The sequence below is a fragment of the Vibrio ouci genome (genome assembly GCF_004551525.1).
Taxonomy (GTDB): Bacteria; Pseudomonadota; Gammaproteobacteria; order Enterobacterales; family Vibrionaceae; genus Vibrio; species Vibrio ouci.
This window is the reverse complement of sequence record NZ_SATR01000015.1, coordinates 98,235-118,840: the sequence shown is the minus strand read 5'-3', so window position 1 is coordinate 118,840 and position 20,606 is coordinate 98,235. Positions and strand designations below refer to the sequence as shown.

The following is a 20,606-nucleotide window of genomic DNA, read 5'->3' as shown; positions in this document are numbered from 1 at the left end:
GGTTTCCCCATGTGAGAGTAGGACATCGCCAGGCTTTAAATTTAGACTTTAGGTCTAACCAGTGCGGAGCGGTAGTTCAGTTGGTTAGAATACCGGCCTGTCACGCCGGGGGTCGCGGGTTCGAGTCCCGTCCGCTCCGCCACTTATTTAGACAAAGCCCTAGCAGAAATGCTGGGGCTTTTTCGTATCTGTGGAATTTGTGTGCACTACTATCTGCAAGCCCTATCTACCCGTCGTTCATTTAGAAAGCCTAGTCTTACGACTAGGCTTTCGCCGTTATAGAAGCCCGTTGCTAACGCAACGGGCTTTTCGTTTATATCTAAATAATCTCAACCTCATAAACTAGAGTGGCAAGTTAGGCAAAAACAACTAACTTTAGTTTATGAGAGGGAGGCTAATATGAATACAGAGCAGTTAGTTTGGGATTGTGAACAACCATTAGATCTCTCGTCAATTTCGATATCGGATAGCTCTAATACTTTACTCATGATCTATGGGTCATTAACTAAAGACGCATCTCAAACTTTAAAAAATTACTTTTCTAAATCACATATTATTGGGTGTTCAACAGCGGGTGAAATCTCTAATGAAGGCGTTTTAAATGATGCTTTGGTCATCACCTTTATTCAGTTCGAAAAAACCGCTATCCGTAAATCAGTGCGTTATTTGTCTGATTACCAAGGTGCTTGCAAAGCGCTAGGTAGTGGTCTGGCAACAGACTTACTACAGCCTGATCTTAAACACGTTTTTGTGCTAAGTGATGGACTTCAGGTAGATGGTACTTACCTTGTCGAAGGTCTTCGAAGTGTATTGCCTCAACACGTTAAAGTGACGGGTGGGTTAGCGGGTGATTGCGTTAATTTTATGGAGACTAAAGTATATACCGAGAACATGCAGGCGTCGGGTTTGGTGGTTGCCATTGGTTTATATGGTGATGCGCTACAGGTGAGTTATGGCTCTAGAGGCGGATGGTGCGCCTTCGGTGTCGAGCGTAAAGTTACTCGTTCTGAAGGTAATGTACTCTATGAGCTGGATGATCAGAACGCGTTAGAAATTTATCACAGTTATTTGGGCGAGCTTACCAAGGAGCTTCCTTCTAGTGGATTAAGGTTTCCTCTTGAGATATCAGACCCAGAAAAAGGGACTAAGTTGGTGAGAACTTTACTAGCAACGGATGACGAATTAGGAACAATCACTTTTGCCGGTAATATTCCTCCAGGTGTTTCAGCCAAATTGATGCGAGCTAACGTAAACTCCCTGATTGATGGTGCTCAAGAGGCGGCAAAAGTTTGTCGTGACTATATCGAGAAATCACCTCAAGTCGCTATTCTGATTAGTTGCGTCGGACGTAAATTGTTGTTGAAGCAACTAGCCGATGATGAAGTAGACGCGGTGCGCGAGGAGTTAGGAGATGAGACCATACTATGTGGCTTCTACTCTTATGGAGAAATTGCGCCTTTAGATAATCGTCATAATTCGGAATTGCATAATCAGACCATGACTATCACTGCATTCTCGGAAAAGTAGTATGCATAGGTTACTTCAAAGACAGTTAAGGCGAATATATCCGGAAGGAATTCCCAATAACCCAGAATTCGAAAAGCTCATTGAGTTAGTTAATGAAGGTTACCAGAACTTTGATGAACAACTGATGATAACAGAACGCTCGTTAGATATAAGTTGTAATGAGTTAACTCAGAGAAATCAAACGCTCAATCTTATTCTAGACTCATTGCCGGATATGAGTTTATGGGTTGATACACAAGGTAATGTCAAAGATATTAGAAGTGGCAACTTTGAGCCACCACTGCTGACTTCAGCATCAAACTTCTCAAAGATATTTGAGTTGGAGATCGTACGAAATTCCCCAGAATTGCAGTCATTTATCAATGACTACCAGCATAGTGGCAATAAAAGCGCTGATCTCAACATCAATTGTTCAGGAACAGATTATATTATGCGTGTTCGTTTGACGAACATCACCACCAATAGCTGGTTGTTGGTTTTTAGGGATATATACCTACGTAAAAAACTAGAAGAGCTGCAATCTCAGCGGTTAGAAAATTCAAAGCGCACTGCCAAGCAGTTACAAGGGCTAGTCAATGCAGCGCCTATTGGGATCATCATCTGTAATCCTCAACTCAATATTATTATGGTTAACGAGTTTAGCTGTCAGTTGCTGAATCGTTCCAAGTCTGAAGTTGTCAATCGTCATCCGAGTGAGTTCATTGCTTCCCAGAGTCATGAATTATTTAGATCTCGGCTATGCCAAACTACGACACAAATCGAGGGCAGTGCAACAGCGTCATGTGATTTGATGTTGTTACTTCCTGACGGGCGATTCAGGCAGGTAGAATTCGCATTTAGTCTACTATCTTTTGATGATCAGCCCTTAGTTATTATGTCGATTACAGATATTGAAGAACGTAAAAACTTAGAGCATAAACTTCGCGAGTTAGCTGCAACTGATGCTCTGACAGGCGCGTTTAATCGTCGCAGTTTTTACGAACAAACAGAGCGTGCGATAAGTACTTGCGCAAGGTGGAGAGCACCTCTTACGGTTATTTTGCTCGATATCGATCACTTTAAGCAGGTCAATGATCAGTATGGACATGCGGCAGGTGATGAAGTCCTCATTGCACTAGTGAAGCATATCCAGCAATCAACCCGAAATATGGATGTAGTTGGACGCCTAGGTGGAGAAGAGTTTGGCTTGGTCCTGCCTAATACTGATAGTACATTAGGCTTCGAAATCGCTGAACGTTTACGCCAAGAAGTGGAAGCGATGGAAATCTACTATGATATTCAGGCGTTAAAAATCACCGTTAGTTTAGGAATGACGACTTTACCCTATACTCAACTCTCAGTCCCTTTTGATGAAGTGTTGGCTCGTGTTGACAGTTATCTTTACGAGGCCAAACATCAAGGTCGAAATTGCATTGTTCGCAAGTAAGTAGGGCGCTAGTAGACGTAGAGAATACTTTTATCTTTCAGTTCATTGAGAGCATTTCATTTTTATCAATCTTGACGATAGCGTATTGAATTTGTAGTTCCTAATCAACGAAGCTACAACAAGGGCATGCTGACGACCAAGATGATAAGGATAGGCGTATGTTGGACTCTATGCTCTCGGTGCTTTTCGCTTTATGGAACCAAGATTTTTCGATTTTACAGAGCCCCGGAAGTGCAGCGCTAATCTATAGCATTGTTGCTGTACTGATATTCCTCGAAAGTGGCTTTATACCTGCTGCTCCATTCCCTTGTGATAGTGTTGTTGTTCTATCCGGTACATTGGCTGCGGTTGGAATACTTGACCCTATCGCCATATTACTCCTGATCTGTGTATGTGCAGCCCTAGGTAGTTGGGCCAGCTATTTGCAAGGAACGTGGTTGAATCGCCTACCTAGAGTTCAAGGCTGGGTAAAAGCCGTTCCAGCAAATCGAATGGCACAAGTGGATACTCTTCTTGGGAGGCATGGCTTAGTGGCCCTCTTTAGCGCGCGTTTTATTCCTGTTGTTCGTTCGCTGCTGCCTCTGATGATGGGGATGCGCGCGAGCAAAGTGAATAAGTTCCATTACTTTTCTTGGCTAAGTGCGATTCTATGGACATTGTTGCTATGTTCGTTTGGCATGCTACTGCCTTTATTACCTGAAACCATGAGCAAATATATTACCGCAGGGCTTATGGCGGCGCCTGTTATCACCCTATGCCTAGCGATAATCAGCTTTGTTATCCTGAAAGTGAGAAAGGCGAATACAAAGCAAGTAGCTAAAGTCGAAGTAGTACAAAAGTAATGACAAACTAAGCGGTTTTAGTGTTATTACGATATAAAAAAGGTAGCCCACTTAGGCTACCTTTTTACATTGTATTGAGAGTTATGACTCTTGCTCAGCAGTGCTATTTTCTGAGTCCATCTCTTTTTGTGCTAACTTGGCTTTTTCGATCATTGGGGTAATGGTTGAGCCTTGAACGAGGATGGAGAACACGACCACGGAGTAAGTCATAACCAAGATGATCTCTTTTACGTCGATGAGCTTATCCTGAATGACCCAAATACCTGATGGAATTGAGAGCGCCATTGCTAATGCAAGACCGCCACGCAGTCCACCCCAAGTTAAGATATTAACTGACCAGGGGTTATATTTGCGGTAGCGCTTAAATCCTATGTAGGATAAGAATACGCTGAGATAGCGGGATGCGAGTGCTAGTGGAATAGAGAATGCCATCAAAATCCAGTCTTCTTTGTGGAATTCGAACAATAGCATCGACATACCGATTAGCAGGAATAATACGCCATTAAGGAATTCATCAACGAGCTCCCAGAAGTGATCGAGGTGGTCTTCACTCTCTTTAGAGAAACCTATGAAGCGAGTCCAGTTACCGATCATGATGCCTGATACCACCATAGCTAGCGGTCCCGATACGTGTAACACTTCTGCAAATGCATAACCTGCTGTAGGAATACCAATCGTCAGTAGTAGCTCCATGGAATGGTCATCGGTGGCACTGATTAAATAGTGGAATACAAGACCTAATACAAAGCCATAGGCGATACCACCAAGGGCTTCTTGGGCGAACAGCATGGTAACACTACCCATTGTTGGAGCCTCGGTGCCAAATGCGATAGTGAACAGAGTGACGAAAATAACTAAGCCAAAGCCATCATTGAATAACGACTCGCCTTCAATCTGGGTAGAGATGCGTTTAGGTGCATCGAGCTTTTTAACAATGGCGAGAACTGCAATTGGGTCAGTTGGTGAAATAAGCGCACCAAACAGCAAGCAGTAAACTAAGTCAAATTGGATGCCGATAAGTTGGCAGAACCCGTAGAGCACGAAGCCAATAAAGAATGTAGAAAACAGCGTCGCAGCTAATGCCAAAACAGTGATTTCCCATTTTTGATCTTTTAAGTTTGGCAGTTTAATGCCTAAACCACCGGCAAATAGTAAGAAGCCTAAAATACCTTTGAGCAAAAAGTCTTCGAAATTGATGCTTGCAACTGTGTTGGAAGCTATCTCTGTTAATTGAAACCAATCATTCTGGCCTGCAATTAGAATCAGTAGGGAAAGCATCATCGACCCAGCGGTAATTGCAATGGTGGTTTGCATCTTACCTATCTTACTGTTTACAAACGCAATCAACATTGCCGCTGCAGATAGAAAGCAAAGCGTGTAATAGACTGACATTAGACTCTTACCATGTAACAAAATGTGAATAGGAATTTTCTGCCTAGTTCGCTTAAATAGCAAACATTATTTGTCAGTTTAAAGTCATCAATTTCCTTATTTAGACGTCTAGACTCCTTTTTAATGTGTGATAGGATGGAATGATAACTAAAGGAATGAGGCTGTACTGTGGGAAGTAATGTAAGGCAACAGATTGAAGCTCAATTAAAGCAACGTATTCTTTTGATCGACGGTGGTATGGGCACCATGATCCAAGACTATAAGCTTGAAGAGCATGATTATCGTGGTGAGCGCTTTGCTGATTGGCATTGCGATTTGAAAGGTAACAATGACCTTTTAGTACTGTCTCAACCAAAGCTGATTAAAGATATCCACCATGAATATCTAGAAGCTGGCGCAGATATTCTTGAAACCAACACATTTAACGCGACCACTATCGCGATGGCTGACTATGACATGGAAAGCCTCAGTGAAGAGATTAACTTTGCAGCAGCTAAGTTAGCTCGTGAAGCTGCTGATGAGTGGACGGCGAAAACACCAGCTAAGCCTCGTTACGTTGCTGGCGTGCTTGGCCCTACTAACCGCACTTGTTCTATCTCGCCTGATGTAAACGATCCTGGCTATCGTAACGTCAGCTTTGATGAGCTTGTGACGGCTTATTCTGAGTCAACCCGAGCACTGATCAAAGGTGGCTCAGACCTTATCCTAATCGAAACTATCTTCGATACGCTTAACGCTAAGGCATGTGCCTTTGCTGTTGACTCGGTATTCGAAGAGTTAGGTATTGCTCTTCCGGTAATGATTTCCGGTACGATTACCGACGCATCGGGTCGTACACTATCAGGTCAAACGACAGAGGCTTTCTATAACTCTCTTCGTCACGTACAGCCAATTTCATTTGGCCTTAACTGTGCTCTTGGCCCAGATGAGCTTCGTCCTTATGTCGAAGAACTATCCCGTATTTCCGAGTCGTTTGTCTCAGCGCACCCTAATGCTGGTTTACCGAATGCATTTGGTGAATATGACTTGTCTCCTGAAGATATGGCTATTCACGTTAAAGAGTGGGCACAAAGCGGCTTCTTAAACCTTATTGGTGGTTGTTGTGGTACTACCCCAGAGCATATTCGCCAAATGGCCCAAGCTGTGGCTGAGGTCACTCCTAGACCATTGCCTAACCTAGTGACAGCCTGTCGCTTATCCGGTTTAGAGCCACTGGCCATCGAAAAAGAAACGCTATTTATTAACGTTGGTGAGCGTACCAATGTGACGGGTTCTGCTCGCTTTAAGCGTCTGATTAAAGAAGAGCTTTATGATGAAGCGCTAGAAGTTGCTCGTCAGCAAGTTGAAAACGGTGCTCAGATCATCGATATCAACATGGATGAAGGCATGCTTGATGCGGAAGCCTGTATGGTGCGCTTCCTCAATCTATGTGCGTCAGAGCCAGAGATTTCGAAAGTTCCAATCATGGTCGACTCTTCTAAGTGGGAAGTTATCGAAGCTGGCCTCAAATGTATTCAAGGCAAAGGCATCGTTAACTCTATCTCGTTAAAAGAGGGGAACGAGAAGTTTGTCGAACAAGCGAAACTGATCCGCCGTTATGGTGCCGCGGTTATCGTAATGGCATTTGACGAAGTCGGTCAGGCTGAAACGCGTGAGCGTAAGTTAGAAATCTGTACCAAGGCTTATCGAATCTTAGTTGATGAAGTGGGCTTCCCACCTGAAGATATTATCTTTGACCCGAATATCTTTGCCGTCGCGACGGGTATTGAAGAACACAACAACTACGCTGTTGATTTCATTGAAGCGGTTGCTGATATCAAACGCGATTTACCATATGCGATGATTTCAGGTGGTGTCTCGAACGTTTCGTTCTCATTCCGAGGCAATAACTACGTTCGTGAAGCGATTCATGCGGTGTTCTTATACCACTGTTTCAAGAACGGTATGGACATGGGTATCGTTAACGCAGGTCAGCTTGAAATTTACGACAACGTGCCAGATAAGCTACGTGAAGCGGTAGAAGACGTGGTTCTTAACCGTCGTGATGATGCGACTGAGCGACTGCTTGATATCGCTGCGGAATATGCAGGTAAAGGTGTCGGTAAAGAAGAGGATGCTTCTGCACTTGAGTGGCGTACATGGCCAGTAGAGAAGCGCCTTGAACATGCATTGGTGAAAGGTATCACCGAGTTCATAGTTGATGATACGGAAGAGGCTCGTGTTAATGCATCTAAGCCACTAGAGGTGATTGAAGGGCCTCTAATGGATGGCATGAACGTTGTTGGTGATCTGTTTGGTGAAGGTAAGATGTTCTTACCACAGGTTGTGAAATCTGCGCGCGTAATGAAGCAGGCGGTTGCTCACCTAGAACCTTATATCAACAAAGAGAAGCAAGCCGGATCTTCAAACGGAAAAATCTTGTTGGCGACAGTGAAAGGTGATGTGCACGATATTGGTAAAAATATCGTTGGTGTTGTTCTGCAATGTAACAACTACGAGATCATCGATCTTGGCGTAATGGTGCCATGTGAGAAGATCCTGAAAGTTGCCAAAGAAGAGAACGTCGACATCATTGGTCTGTCTGGCTTAATTACCCCATCACTGGATGAAATGGTACATGTTGCTAAAGAGATGGAGCGCCTTGAGTTTGATCTGCCACTGCTGATTGGTGGTGCAACAACATCGAAAGCGCATACTGCGGTAAAAATTGAGCAGAATTACAGTAAACCCGTTGTGTATGTAAACAATGCTTCGCGAGCGGTAGGCGTGTGTACTTCGTTGTTATCTGACGAGCGGCGCCCTGCATTTGTCGAGAAGCTCGATGCAGACTATGAACGCGTTCGTGATCAGCATAACCGCAAGAAGCCGCGTACCAAGCCGGTGACATTAGAGCAAGCTCGTGCCAACAAGGTTGATATTGATTGGGGTAACTATACTCCACCAGTTCCACTTAAGCCGGGCGTACATGTATTTGATGATTTTGATATCGCGACACTGCGCAACTACATCGATTGGACGCCATTCTTTATGACTTGGTCGCTGGTGGGTAAATATCCAAAGATCTTTGAACATGAGGAAGTGGGTGAAGAAGCTCAGCGCTTGTTTAAAGATGCCAATGAGTTGCTAGACCGAGTTGAGAAAGAAGGCTTAATGCAAGCGCGTGGTATGTGTGCATTATTCCCAGCTGCAAGTGTTGGTGATGATATTGAAGTCTACACCGATGAGTCACGCACTGAAGTAGCTAAAGTATTGTGCAATCTGCGTCAGCAAACGGAAAAGCCGAAAGGGTTCAACTACTGTCTGTCTGATTACATTGCGCCGAAAGAGTCAGGTAAGAAGGATTGGATTGGTGCCTTTGCCGTCACTGGTGGTATCAATGAACGTGAATTGGCCGATGAGTACAAAGCCCAAGGTGATGACTATAACGCGATTATGATTCAGGCGGTTGCTGACCGACTAGCGGAAGCATTTGCTGAATGTTTACATGAGCGTGTGCGTAAAGAAATCTGGGGCTATGCTGCTGATGAGAACTTGTCGAATGAAGAGCTGATTCGAGAAAAATACCAAGGTATTCGCCCAGCTCCGGGTTACCCTGCTTGCCCAGAGCACACAGAGAAAGGTCCTTTGTGGGAGCTGATGAAGGTTGAAGAGACGATTGGGATGACACTCACGTCGAGCTATGCAATGTATCCAGGTGCGTCTGTATCGGGTTGGTACTTCTCACACCCTGATTCACGTTACTTTGCGATCGCTCAGATCCAACAGGATCAAGTTGAGAGTTACGCTGATCGTAAAGGTTGGGATATGCTTGAGGCTGAGAAGTGGTTAGGGCCAAACATTAACGGCTAGTTACTAGCTTATGGATAAAATAAAAGCGCAGTTATTACGACTGCGCTTTTTTGTATCAGCTAACTAGCGTTAGATTAGAATGGTTGCTAAACCTAAGAACACCGATAGACCAATCACATCGGTCACTGTGGTTAGCGCCATACCGCCAGCAAGGGCAGGATCGATATTCATCTTCTTTAACAGAATCGGGATGGTTACCCCAGCGATGCCCGCGACGAGTAGGTTGGTTAGCATGGCTGCGGAGATAATCCCACCTAGCATCCAATTTCCTTTCCAAGCCACAACAATACCGCCAATGATCAAGGCCCACATGATGCCGTTGAGTAAGCCGATGGCTGCTTCTTTCATCAGTAGTTCGCGCTTGTTGGAGTCACCGATATGACCTAGTGCTAAACCGCGAATCACAAGTGCAACGGTTTGGTTACCTGCAACACCACCCATGGAAGGGACTATCGTCATCAATACAGCGATTGCTGCCATTTGATCTAAGGTGGCTTCGAACATATTGGATACAGAAGCCGCCGCCAATGCTGCAAGTACGTTAGCGCCTAACCAGACACTACGTTTACGTGCAGATTTCACCACAGGTGCGAAGGTATCTTCGTCATCATCCATACCCGCCATACTCATCATCGAGTGCTCGGCATCTTCACGGATTACATCAACCACGTCATCGATGGTGATACGACCAACAAGATGCTGGTTCTCATCAATAACAGGTGCAGAAACCCAGTTACGGCGCTCAAACAGGCTAGCGATATCAGAATCACTCATTGTCACGTCGATCGCTTCATCTGCATCTTCCATGACATCGCTGACTTTGACGTCTGGCTGAGTCGTGATCAGCGTTGTGATTGGTAATTCACCGATTAAGCGGCTTTCTTCATCAATCACGTACAAAGCATCTGTCGCTTCTGGCAGCTCGCCTTTCATACGCAAATAACGCAATACAACATCGACATCGACATCACCACGAATGGTGATGACGTCGGTGTTCATCAAGCTACCAGCAGTATCTTCTGGGTAGGAAAGGGCGGTTTCGACCAGTAAGCGCTCTGCCGCATCCATCTGCGATAGAACTTCGCGGGAAACGTCATCAGGCAGACTACGCAGTACGTAGGCGACATCATCGGTCTCCATGCCTTCTGTCGCTTCAGCAAGCATCTCTGGTGCCATTTTAGACACCAGATCGTCTTTCACATCCTCATTCAATTCGTCGAGGATCTCACCGTAATCTTCGGGGTCGGTAAGTTGCCAAAGTACTTCACGGCTTTTTCGCGGTGAGGCTTCTAACAGGTGGGCAATATCTTCTGGCTCCATGTCCTGCAATTGGCGACGGACATGGACAAAACGGCCATTTTCTAATGCTTCTGTGACTTCTTGGAGGGCTTGGTGAGCTTGGTCGAATTCTATTTGCTCTGCCATTGGTTCCCCCTGACTCTATAAGCTTACAATGCTATGGATAGTAACTTAATTTTAGAGCGGATTTAATAAGTTAATGTTAAGGAAGGTAATTTTATCAGTAGAGAAGAGGCGCTTACTCATCTTCGTCGAATTTATCTTCAATCAGGTGGCAAACTGCTTCTAATGCCGGGTGAGCATCACTGCCTTCAGCGCTGATGGTAACGTGTTCACCTTGAGCAGATTCAAGCATTAATAAACCCATGACACTGTCGGCGGTTGCTTCTTTACCTTCGTGATTCTGAATGGTGAGGATTGCATCGAATGATTGAGCTAATTCAACAAGTTTTACAGCAGCACGAGCATGAAGCCCTAAACGGTTTTGGATTAGAACTGTACGACTTTGCTGCTGCATAAACTATTCCTTATGATTTTTCTCTAATGATGCGTGGCGAATTTGTACTTGGTGACCCATCTGTGCAAAGTACTCGCCAATTTGCTGAGTGAGATAAACTGAGCGGTGCTTTCCACCTGTACAGCCAATCGCTACAGTCAGGTAGCTGCGGTTGTTTTTCTCAAGTAACGGTAACCAATTTTCAATGAATTTTTGAATTTGCTGTTTTAGGTCCATCACTTCTTGGTGACTTTCCAAGAAGGATTTGATCGGAGCATCGAGCCCAGTCAGTGGACGTAAATCAGGTTCCCAGTGAGGGTTGGGTAAAAAGCGCACGTCAAAGACGTAATCGGCATCACTCGGCAAGCCATATTTAAAACCAAATGATTGGAATACCATCACCAGATCTTTACGCTCTCGGCCTTCGATACGCATGCGAACCGTTTCACTTAGGTCATGCAGCGATTGGTGGCTACTATCAATCACCAAGTCCGCATTTTCTTTAAGAGGTGAAAGGATACATCGCTCTTTTTCAATCGCTTGTTCAAGAGAGGTATTTTCAAGACTGAGTGTCAGTGGGTGAATACGGCGCGTTTCGCTATAGCGTTTTAGCAGTGTCTCTTTGTTAGCGTCTAAAAACAGCGCGCTGACATCAGAGCCCTGTTTCAGTTTGGTGAGAACATCTTCAACTAAGTTCGGCTCGGCTGGCAGGTTACGAATATCGATGCTTACCGCGACATTCTGCTTACTGGATTGCACCGACTGGACGAAGGCCTCAAGCATATCGACAGGAAGATTATCGACACAGTAGTAACCCAAGTCTTCGAGCACTCGCAGCGCGACGCTTTTTCCTGCTCCTGAGTAACCACTTACTACGATAAGGCGCATTATTGGCTAACCATGATGTCGTAAAGTTCTTGATCGGACTGAGCTTTACGCAATTGTTTTAAGATCTGCTTATTGTTAAGACGTTCTGCCATACTCGAAAGAGTTTTTAAGTGTTCTTTGCATTGCGTATCAGGCACTAGCAAAGCAAAAAGTAGGTCAACAGGACGGTTATCGATAGCATCAAACTCTACAGGAGATTCGCATTGCAGCAAAACAGCGACTGCTTTGTCACTTGAGTGCATACGAGCATGGGGAATGGCAATCCCATTTCCAATGCCAGTACTGCCCATTTTTTCACGACTGATCATACACTCAAACAGTTCGGTAGAATTCTGCCCAGTTTGCTCAGCAACTAGTTCACTGATCATTTCAAGGGCTCTCTTTTTACTAGTACATTGGACTGCACTTTTAGTGCAGTCCAATGTGAGGATTTCGCTTAGTTGCATGGTGTTAGTGGGCGTTTAGCTTTTCTTTGTGCTTATTGAGCTGTCGAACAAGTTTGTCGACGAGGGAATCTATTGCTGCATACATACTTTCATCATCAGATGACGCATGAATCTCAGCTTGGTTTACATGAAGGGTAGCTTCTGCGATTTGGTTAAGTTTTTCAACTTTTAATACCACATGGATACTGTTGATATGATCGAAAAATCGCTCAAGCTTTTGAAACTTATCGTTTACGTAGTCTTGCATTGAATCGGTTAGATCAACGTGATGGCCAGTAAGATTAATTAGCATAGACTTTCCTTCTCGGTTGTTGGCCTAAAGCAGGCGTTTGCGCTGACTTGAAGGAGCGATACCTAATGATTCACGGTACTTCGCTATTGTTCTTCTAGCGACCTGAATTCCTTGGTCAGCAAGTAGAGCTGCAATTTTGCTATCACTCAGAGGCTTAGCGCTATTCTCTGCGGCGACGAGCTTCTTAATCAGTGCGCGAATTGCAGTAGATGAGCACTCCCCGCCATTGTCAGTACTGACGTGGCTAGAAAAGAAGTACTTCAGTTCAAAAATACCACGTGGAGTATGCATATACTTCTGAGTGGTAACCCTTGATATGGTTGACTCATGCATATCGACGGCTAATGCAACGTCATTGAGCACCATAGGCTTCATCGCTTCTTCACCATACTCAAAGAAATCACGCTGATGTTCAACAATACACTTTGCAACTTTGAGCAGTGTCTCGTTTCTACTTTCCAGGCTCTTAATTAACCATTTTGCTTCTTGCAAATTGCTGCGGATGTACTGGCTGTCTGGACTACTGCCTTTACCTAGTGCGGCATACTGCTGGTTCACTTTAAGTCTTGGAATGGAGTCTGGGTTAATCGTAACGACCCATTTACCGTGATCTTTAAACACTGACACATCAGGAATAACATACTCTGCATGCTCTGAAGCAATGCGGCTTCCTGGTCTAGGGTCAAGTTGCTGAATCAGTTTTAGAACTTCGCGTAACTCAGCTTCTTTGAGCTTAGTTTCCTTGATAATCAGTTTGTAGTCGCGATTACCAAGTTGGTCAATATGGTTGGTAAGTACTAACTTGGCCTCTACTAGCCAAGGCGTATCTTCAGGGTAGGTGGCAAGCTGTAGCAACAAGCAATCTTGCAAGTTGATGGATGCCACACCAAGTGGGTCAAACTGCTGAATACGTTTACGAACCGCTTCGATTTCTTCGATCTCAATCTCTTCGTTATCAAAGCTTTCAAGGATATCTTGCGTTGAAATGGTTAGGTAACCGTAGTCATCGATCGCATCAATCAGAGTCAGTGCAATGGTTCGATCTGTCTCACTGAATGGGGTCAGATCGAGCTGCCAGATAAGGTAATCATACAGAGATTGAGTCGTTTCACCTTGATAAACGGGTATGTCATCATCGAGGGCAATGCCGGTACTGCCTGTATTGGCGCTGTATACATCATCCCAAGTAGTGTCGATCTCTAAGTCGTTACTGATTTCTGATTTTTCAATCAGTTCTGAGCTGTCTTTTACCTCAGGTTCAGCAACTTCAACGGTTGGTTCTTTTTCCTCATTGTGGCTGCTGTCTTCTGAAGAGGGCTCATCACTGGTTTCTTCAACCTCTAATAGAGGATTTGAATCCAAAGCTTCTTGAATTTCTTGTTGAAGATCTAGCGTTGACAGTTGCAACAAACGAATCGCTTGCTGCAATTGAGGAGTCATCGCTAACTGCTGTCCTAGCTTGAGTTGTAATGAGGGTTTCATTCAGTATTGTTTGCCTTAATGCTGGAGAATCTTACCGTTCTTCCCTTTAATCATAGACGGAATTGTTCGCCTAGATAAACTTGTTTTACTTGCTCGTTATTTAGTACTTGGTCTGGTGTACCTTCTGCAATCAGGTGTCCTTGGCTCACGATGTAAGCTTTTTCACACACATCGAGTGTTTCGCGAACGTTGTGATCAGTGATAAGAACGCCCAGGCCTCGGTCTCTTAAATGTTCGATGATCTTCTTGATATCGATAACCGAAATTGGGTCAACGCCAGCAAATGGTTCATCGAGGAGGATGAACTGTGGATTCGCTGCTAGTGCGCGAGCAATTTCAACACGACGCCTTTCACCACCAGATAATGCCATACCCGCACTAGCGCGAATGTGCTGAATGTGGAATTCTTCCAACAAATCTTCCAGCTTATCTTGGCGCTCTTCACGGGTCATTTCTTCGCGTGTTTCTAGCACTGCCATGATGTTGTCTTCAACCGATAGCTTACGGAAGATCGACGCTTCTTGAGGCAGGTAGCCAATACCCATACGAGAGCGGCTGTGCATAGGTAAGATGCTGATATCTTTATCGTCAATGGTAATGGCACCTTGATCACGAGCGACAAGGCCGACAATCATATAGAAAGAAGTCGTCTTACCCGCACCGTTAGGACCAAGGAGTCCAACGATCTGCCCAGATTCTACCTGAAGGCTTACATCGGTAACCACAGTGCGATTACCATAGGTTTTCGCTAAATGCTCAGCTTTGAGTATGGCCATAATTATTCTTGTACTGCTTGTGGCTGAAGAACGGTAGAAACGCGATCGCCTTTCTCTTTACCGTCAGCAATCAGCTTTTGAGATGAAATCTTGTAGCGAATTTTGGTACCGCGGATCACACTGTCGTCTTGCGACAGCATAGCTTTGTCGATCATCGTTAACTGATCGTCAGCCATCACGTAGTAAAGCTCTTTCGCTTCACCGTAAAGAGTTTTACCATCATCCGTTAGCTGAGAAAACGTTGCCAAATCACCATAACCTTCAATTTCTTGGATAGATCCATCTTTTGGATCGCGAGTTACGATGACTTTGTCTGCGTTAATATTGATACTGCCTTGCTTAAGCTTAACGTCACCAAGAAAGGTCACTTTATTGCTTTGCATATCTAGCTGCTGGCTATCAGAGTCAATATAGACAGGTTGATCCTGGTCTGTTGATAGCGCTAGCGCTTGGCTAGAGATAAATAAACAAGAAATCAGACTAAGGTGTGAGAGTTTCATATCTACCTTGTACATGTTTGTATAGGGTGGCGTGATTATCGGCAAAGTTACCGTTCATCGCTTGCCCTACCGTTTCAAATTGTGGGCCAACCAAGGTTACTTGGTTATCTGCCCAAAAATCTCTGCTGTCCAACTGGATGTTCATCACCTCAGTTGACATAGTGTCAAACCCAGAGTCGCGTAATAAGTTTGTTGCAAGGACATCCTCATATAGGGTCAAAACATGCTCTTGGGTTAATACGCCGCGAACTGCTGTGATTTCCCACTCTTGGGTTGTGCCTTCCTTATACACTTTAAGGACCGGCTGTTGGAATATGGTGTCACCGCTCTTTGCGTAGTGGTCGAGCGTGACTGACGTAATGACGTAGCTACGAATACCGTCTTCAGTGTAAGAGGTGTTCTCAAGCCCTTCGCCACTAAACATTGGGAGTTCTGTATCTGGTTCAACCTGAATATCATAACTCTGCTGCTTGTCTAAAAGATAGTAAGCAGACCAGCATATTATGAAACTCACGATGATATAGCCAATACGAGAAAGACTCATATGCTTAAACCTTTATGAACGTCGAGTTCGTTTCGTGCTTGAAGAATAAGGTCGCAGACTTCCCTAACTGCTCCGTGGCCACCTCGAATTGAAGTGACGTAATTTGCTCTTTTAGCGAGGAGAGGGTGACCATCTGCAACGCAGACTTTTAGTGCCACTTTCTCCATTACTGGCCAATCGATCAGATCATCGCCAATGTAGCCTGTTTGCTCAGGAGCAATATTTAATTTGCTACAGATGTCTTGGTACGCTTTGATTTTATCGTCTTGGCCTTGGTAGATCAGCGAAATGCCAAGTGCTTTCATGCGATTCTCAACAATTTGCGAACGACGACCAGTGATAATAGCAATCTCAATACCAGCATTCATTAGTGACTTAACACCATAACCATCACGGGTGTGGAAAGTTTTCAGCTCTTCACCTTGGTTACCCATGTAGATTAGGCCGTCAGAGAAAACGCCATCAACATCGCAAATAAGCAGTTTAATCTGTTTGGCAATCGCGAGGGTAGAAGGTTCCACTGGTTGATACAGCGTTTCAATCATTTCTGGCATTACATCACTCCAGCTTTTAATAAGTCATGCATGTTCAGCGCACCAACCACTTTGCCTTGTTCACATAGAATTAGGCCATTGATGCTTTTGTCTTGCATTAAATTAAGGCCTTCAGCTGCGAGCATCTTTGGCTCAGCAACCGTTGGATTCACTGTCATCACATCGCCAATCAGTGCGCTATGAATATCGATTCTCTTGTCAAGGATACGCCTTAAATCACCATCAGTGAAGATACCAACCAGTTGCTGGTGGTCATCGACAACGGCAGTCATGCCAAGCCCTTTTTGACTGATTTCAAGTAAGGCGTCACGCACCACAGTTGTTGGTGTCACTAATGGCAGTGCACTGCCGGTGTGCATGATGTCAGCAAGTTTCAGCAGCAGTTTACGCCCTAATGCGCCACCTGGATGCGATAGGGCAAAATCTTCAGAGGTAAAACCGCGCGCTTGCATTAGTGCCATAGCCAGAGCATCACCCATTACCAGTGTTGCGGTTGTGCTAGAAGTCGGTGCTAACTGAATCGGGCAGGCCTCTTTCGGCACGGTAATTTGCAGATGTATATCTGACAGTTTCGCCATGTTTGAATTTGGTTTACCTGTCATGCTGATGATCTTGATATTGAGGCGTTTCAATACTGGGAACAGAGCTAAGATTTCTCCTGACTCGCCAGAGTTAGAAATGGCGAGAACAATATCTCCAGGTTCAATCATGCCGAGATCGCCATGTGCGGCCTCACCTGGATGAACGAAAAACGATGAAGTGCCCGTACTGGCCAAGGTTGCTGCAATCTTATTGCCGATATGGCCCGATTTACCCATTCCCATCACCACAACTTTGCCATCTTTATTGGCAATGATTGACTCACATGCTTTAACAAAGTCTTGGTTTAGGTATTGGTCTAACTGCTCTAAAGCCTCAATTTCTGTTTCTAGAACTTCTAATGCGGCAGAACGATAATCAAACATAGAGAACTCCCGAGAATCTTAAGCGGTCATGTTCATGATTAGGTAAGCTTGGTAGCCGATAAAACAGCAGAATAGGGCGGCGCCTTCGTAACGGTTAATGCTACGTGATTTGCCTAGTGCCATCGCAACCAGCAGTAACGACACGCCTAACATAACCCAGAAATCACGTCCCATTGCGTATTCGCTTAGGATTGATGGGTTAAGAATGCCAGGGATACCCATTACCGCGAGAATGTTGAATACGTTGGAGCCGATAATGTTACCTACCGCCATATCGTCTTCGCCTTTCATCACACCGGCTAGTGACGCTGCAAGTTCAGGCAGGCTAGTACCTACGGCGATAATGGTTAAGCCAATCACCAGATCGCTCATACCGAAGTGCTGAGCGATGATTACTGCGTTATCGACCAGAACGTCAGCGGCTAAAGGCAGGACGATAAGACCAATCACCACCCACATTGCGGCTTTGCCGTTGCTCACGCCTTCTGGCACTTCGGACTCTTGTTCTTCAATTAATACATCGCCGTTTTTCTTCTCGTTGCGGCTAATGCGAAGCATGGCAAGAATAAAGGCAGCAAATAGGACAAACAGCAGCACACCTTCGTAGAAACCTAAGTGGCTGTCCCAAAGTAGCACCCCAGCAAGAATCGTCACACCAATCATCAGTGGTAGCTCACGACGCAGTACTGCCGAGCTAATCGATAATGGCTTTATCATCGCGGTGATACCAAGAATTAGAGCAATGTTGGCGATGTTTGAACCTAACACGTTGCCGACTGCGGTATCCGTTTTGCCGTCTAAGGCTGCGGTAGCTGAAACCATCATTTCTGGAGCAGAAGAACCCATTGCAAGAATTGTCATACCGATGACTAGCGGTGAAATACCTACATTTCGGGCTAGAGCAGCAGCGCCAAACACCAATTTATCTGCACTCCAAACCAAAAAAACTAATCCAATAATGAGAAACGCAACGGCTTCGAACATGATGATTCCTAATCAATATACAACGAGAGAATTTAACCGTTAATTTTGACGGTTTGGTTTATAAAAGGGAAGCGCTACCTTCAAATTAATTGTTAACTATAACTAGGATTAGAAGAGTTTATGTGTGAGCAGCTATCACTGTTACTAATATTAAACTCACTCACATTTAATCGAACAGTGCTTTAAATTATGTATGAATGTGCTTATGATTGCCCATTCTTAAAGGAGTGACGTAGAGTTGAACATGGAATTCGAAGATTTAGTAACCGTAAAACAGCTAACCTTCTCTCGTGGCGAGCGTAAGATCTTTGATGATGTGAACTTACACGTACCTAAAGGCAAGGTGACGGCCATTATGGGTCCGTCAGGGATAGGTAAAACAACCTTGCTACGTCTTATCGGTGGCCAGATTTACCCTGAGTCGGGTGAGATTTGGTTCGATGGCCACAATATCCCTACCTTGAGTCGCTCCAAGCTCTATCAAGAGCGCAAAAAAATGAGCATGCTATTCCAGTCAGGCGCGCTGTTCACGGATCTTAATGTGTTTGATAACGTTGCTTTCCCTCTGCGTGAGCACACGCAACTTGAAGAATCCTTAATCCGAACCTTAGTGCTACTTAAACTTGAGGCTGTTGGTCTACGTGGCGCCGCTGAGCTGATGCCAAGTGAATTGTCTGGCGGTATGGCAAGGCGTGCGGCGCTGGCAAGAGCGATCGCCCTTGACCCTGACCTAATTATGTTTGATGAGCCTTTTGTTGGCCAAGACCCCATTACTATGGGAGTGCTGGTGGAGCTAATACGCAATCTAAACCAAGCGTTAGGTGTCACCTCTATTGTGGTTTCTCATGATGTGCCTGAAGTGATGAGCATTGCCGATTGGTGCTACATCCTGGCGAATGGCAAAGTTGTCGCTTGCGGCACCCCAGAGGAACTGCGTGACAACCCAGATCCTCAAGTACAACAATTTCTTAAAGGGGAAGCGGACGGCCCAGTGCCATTTAGCTACCCATCTCAGCCTTTAGCCAAGGAGCTTTTCTCATAATGGCAGGTTTTGTTAATTTCGTTGCTTCTGTAGGTCAAAGAAGCATGGCTATCTGTGAATCATTTGGCCGCGCGAGCTTGATGTTGTTTGGCGCTATCGTCAGCCGACCTCAGCCAGTTAAGAATCTGCCCTTATTGATAAAGCAGCTATACAGTGTCGGTGTTCAGTCTCTGATCATCATTGTGCTATCTGGCTTATTTATCGGCATGGTGCTGAGTCTGCAAGGCTATGTCATCTTGGTTGACTTTGGTGCAGAAGGTGCCTTGGGCCAAATGGTCGCGCTTTCCCTACTGCGTGAGCTTGGACCTGTGGTGACCGCACTGCTATTTGCTGGCCGAGCGGGCTCTGCGTTAACCGCTGAGATTGGCCTAATGAAAGCGACAGAGCAGCTGTCTAGCATGGAAATGATGGCGGTTGATCCACTTAAAAGAGTGATTGCACCACGTTTTTGGGCCGGTGTTATTTCTATGCCGATGCTGGCGATGATTTTTATGGCCGTCGGTATTTGGGGCGGACAATTGGTTGGTGTGGATTGGAAAGGAATCGACCACGGCAGCTTCTGGTCGGCGATGCAGGCTTCAGTGGAGCTTGGGCAAGACATTGGTAACAGTATGATCAAGAGCCTAGTGTTTGCGATTACGGTGACTTGGATTGCGTTATTCAACGGTTACGATGCGATTCCGACTTCGGAAGGGATCAGCCGAGCGACAACACGTACTGTTGTCCACTCTTCACTGGCTGTACTTGGGCTAGACTTCGTACTAACCGCCTTGATGTTTGGTAATTAAATGATGTTTGGGAATTAATCATGCAACAAACTCGAAAGATTGAATTATGGGTTGGTAGCTTTGTTATCGCAGGAATTTGCGCAATTCTGGTGATGATTTTTCAAGTTGCTGACGTGAAAGGACTGGGTTCCAACGATACTTACACGCTCAAAGCGGAATTTGACAATATCGGTAGCCTAAAAGTTCGCTCACCGGTCAAAGTTGGTGGCGTCGTGATTGGACGCGTGACCAATATAGGCTTAGATAGTGAGTCCTTACTACCGGTTGTGAGCATGGCAATCAATAGCACTTATAACCAGTTTCCAGAGACCTCTAGTGTAAAGATCCTGACGTCAGGCCTAATTGGTGAGCAGTACATCGGCTTAACACCAGGCTTTGTGTATGAAGATGAGCAAATGCTGGTGGAAGGTGATTACATTGAAGATACAAAATCGGCACTGGTGCTAGAAGATTTGATTGGTCAGGTCTTGTATAGCGTTGGTGGTGATTCAGAGAGCGAGTAAGGAGCAGCAAT

At 45.0% G+C, this 20,606-nt stretch carries 20 protein-coding genes and 1 tRNA gene; 8 read left to right on the top strand and 13 right to left on the bottom strand.

Annotated features, from left to right (window positions below; genetic code table 11):
- The first annotated feature begins 65 nt into the window (after positions 1 to 65).
- The 4 genes from ELS82_RS11815 to ELS82_RS11800 all read left to right on the top strand — a co-directional run bounded on the left by ELS82_RS11815 (position 66) and on the right by ELS82_RS11800 (position 3,795).
- A tRNA-Asp gene (locus tag ELS82_RS11815) sits at positions 66 to 142 on the top strand.
- Between the two features lie 257 nt (positions 143 to 399).
- Entirely contained in the window at positions 400 to 1,527 is a 1,128-nt protein-coding gene (locus tag ELS82_RS11810) for an FIST signal transduction protein (RefSeq protein ID WP_134835654.1), read from the top strand.
- 1 nt (position 1,528) lies between these two features.
- Positions 1,529 to 2,953, top strand: coding sequence for a GGDEF domain-containing protein (locus tag ELS82_RS11805; RefSeq protein WP_134835653.1), 1,425 nt, complete (start codon positions 1,529 to 1,531; stop codon positions 2,951 to 2,953).
- A 158-nt stretch (positions 2,954 to 3,111) separates the two neighbouring features.
- On the top strand, positions 3,112 to 3,795 hold the full coding sequence (locus ELS82_RS11800; protein ID WP_134835652.1) for a DedA family protein: 684 nt from the start codon (positions 3,112 to 3,114) through the stop codon (positions 3,793 to 3,795).
- Between the two features lie 81 nt (positions 3,796 to 3,876).
- Here ELS82_RS11800 and ELS82_RS11795 read toward each other — a convergent pair whose 3' ends face one another.
- Entirely contained in the window at positions 3,877 to 5,187 is a 1,311-nt protein-coding gene (locus tag ELS82_RS11795) for a cation:proton antiporter (RefSeq protein ID WP_134835651.1), read from the bottom strand.
- A gap of 168 nt (positions 5,188 to 5,355) precedes the next feature.
- On the opposite strand from ELS82_RS11795, the gene metH reads away from it, so the two are divergent.
- Positions 5,356 to 9,036, top strand: a complete 3,681-nt coding sequence (metH, locus tag ELS82_RS11790; RefSeq protein WP_134835650.1) for a methionine synthase — start codon at positions 5,356 to 5,358, stop codon at positions 9,034 to 9,036.
- A gap of 69 nt (positions 9,037 to 9,105) precedes the next feature.
- Here metH and mgtE read toward each other — a convergent pair whose 3' ends face one another.
- The 12 genes from mgtE to ELS82_RS11730 form a co-directional block, all read right to left on the bottom strand.
- Entirely contained in the window at positions 9,106 to 10,461 is a 1,356-nt protein-coding gene (gene mgtE, locus ELS82_RS11785; RefSeq protein WP_134835649.1) for a magnesium transporter, read from the bottom strand.
- Positions 10,462 to 10,573: 112 nt separating this feature from the next.
- A complete protein-coding gene (locus tag ELS82_RS11780; protein WP_004409805.1) occupies positions 10,574 to 10,852 on the bottom strand; it encodes an HPr family phosphocarrier protein in 279 nt (92 codons plus the stop codon).
- A gap of 3 nt (positions 10,853 to 10,855) precedes the next feature.
- A complete protein-coding gene (rapZ, locus tag ELS82_RS11775; RefSeq protein WP_053441024.1) occupies positions 10,856 to 11,719 on the bottom strand; it encodes an RNase adapter RapZ in 864 nt (287 codons plus the stop codon).
- Positions 11,719 to 12,165, bottom strand: coding sequence for a PTS IIA-like nitrogen regulatory protein PtsN (ptsN, locus tag ELS82_RS11770; RefSeq protein ID WP_134835648.1), 447 nt, complete (start codon positions 12,163 to 12,165; stop codon positions 11,719 to 11,721). The genes rapZ and ptsN overlap by 1 nt, the downstream gene beginning before the upstream one ends.
- A 4-nt stretch (positions 12,166 to 12,169) precedes the next feature.
- Positions 12,170 to 12,457 (bottom strand): ribosome hibernation promoting factor, encoded by a 288-nt coding sequence (hpf, locus tag ELS82_RS11765; RefSeq protein WP_134835647.1) that lies wholly within the window; start codon positions 12,455 to 12,457, stop codon positions 12,170 to 12,172.
- 24 nt (positions 12,458 to 12,481) lie between these two features.
- Positions 12,482 to 13,939, bottom strand: a complete 1,458-nt coding sequence (locus ELS82_RS11760) for an RNA polymerase factor sigma-54 (protein WP_134835646.1) — start codon at positions 13,937 to 13,939, stop codon at positions 12,482 to 12,484.
- Positions 13,940 to 13,989: 50 nt separating this feature from the next.
- Positions 13,990 to 14,715 carry an LPS export ABC transporter ATP-binding protein gene (lptB, locus tag ELS82_RS11755; RefSeq protein ID WP_053441028.1) on the bottom strand — a complete coding sequence of 242 codons (726 nt, stop codon included), beginning with the start codon at positions 14,713 to 14,715 and terminating at the stop codon, positions 13,990 to 13,992.
- A gap of 2 nt (positions 14,716 to 14,717) precedes the next feature.
- Positions 14,718 to 15,215, bottom strand: coding sequence for a lipopolysaccharide transport periplasmic protein LptA (gene lptA / locus ELS82_RS11750; protein WP_053441029.1), 498 nt, complete (start codon positions 15,213 to 15,215; stop codon positions 14,718 to 14,720).
- Complete coding sequence (gene lptC / locus ELS82_RS11745; RefSeq protein WP_134835645.1) at positions 15,196 to 15,759, bottom strand: LPS export ABC transporter periplasmic protein LptC; 564 nt, start codon at positions 15,757 to 15,759, stop codon at positions 15,196 to 15,198. Before lptC ends, lptA begins: the two co-directional genes overlap by 20 nt.
- A complete protein-coding gene (gene kdsC, locus ELS82_RS11740) occupies positions 15,756 to 16,313 on the bottom strand; it encodes a 3-deoxy-manno-octulosonate-8-phosphatase KdsC (RefSeq protein ID WP_053441031.1) in 558 nt (185 codons plus the stop codon). Before kdsC ends, lptC begins: the two co-directional genes overlap by 4 nt.
- A complete protein-coding gene (locus ELS82_RS11735) occupies positions 16,313 to 17,278 on the bottom strand; it encodes a KpsF/GutQ family sugar-phosphate isomerase (protein ID WP_134835644.1) in 966 nt (321 codons plus the stop codon). The genes kdsC and ELS82_RS11735 overlap by 1 nt, the downstream gene beginning before the upstream one ends.
- Before the next feature lie 18 nt (positions 17,279 to 17,296).
- Positions 17,297 to 18,262, bottom strand: coding sequence for a calcium/sodium antiporter (locus ELS82_RS11730; protein WP_134835643.1), 966 nt, complete (start codon positions 18,260 to 18,262; stop codon positions 17,297 to 17,299).
- A 244-nt stretch (positions 18,263 to 18,506) separates the two neighbouring features.
- On the opposite strand from ELS82_RS11730, the gene mlaF reads away from it, so the two are divergent.
- Genes mlaF through mlaD form a run of 3 tightly spaced genes read left to right on the top strand, consistent with a single transcriptional unit; the run spans position 18,507 to position 20,595 of the window.
- On the top strand, positions 18,507 to 19,304 hold the full coding sequence (mlaF, locus tag ELS82_RS11725; RefSeq protein ID WP_134835642.1) for a phospholipid ABC transporter ATP-binding protein MlaF: 798 nt from the start codon (positions 18,507 to 18,509) through the stop codon (positions 19,302 to 19,304).
- The gene (gene mlaE / locus ELS82_RS11720) at positions 19,304 to 20,092 is read left to right on the top strand and encodes a lipid asymmetry maintenance ABC transporter permease subunit MlaE (protein WP_134835641.1); all 789 of its coding nucleotides are present in this window, start codon (positions 19,304 to 19,306) and stop codon (positions 20,090 to 20,092) included. The genes mlaF and mlaE overlap by 1 nt, the downstream gene beginning before the upstream one ends.
- 20 nt (positions 20,093 to 20,112) lie before the next feature.
- Positions 20,113 to 20,595, top strand: coding sequence for an outer membrane lipid asymmetry maintenance protein MlaD (mlaD, locus tag ELS82_RS11715; protein WP_134835640.1), 483 nt, complete (start codon positions 20,113 to 20,115; stop codon positions 20,593 to 20,595).
- The last annotated feature ends 11 nt before the right edge of the window (positions 20,596 to 20,606 follow it).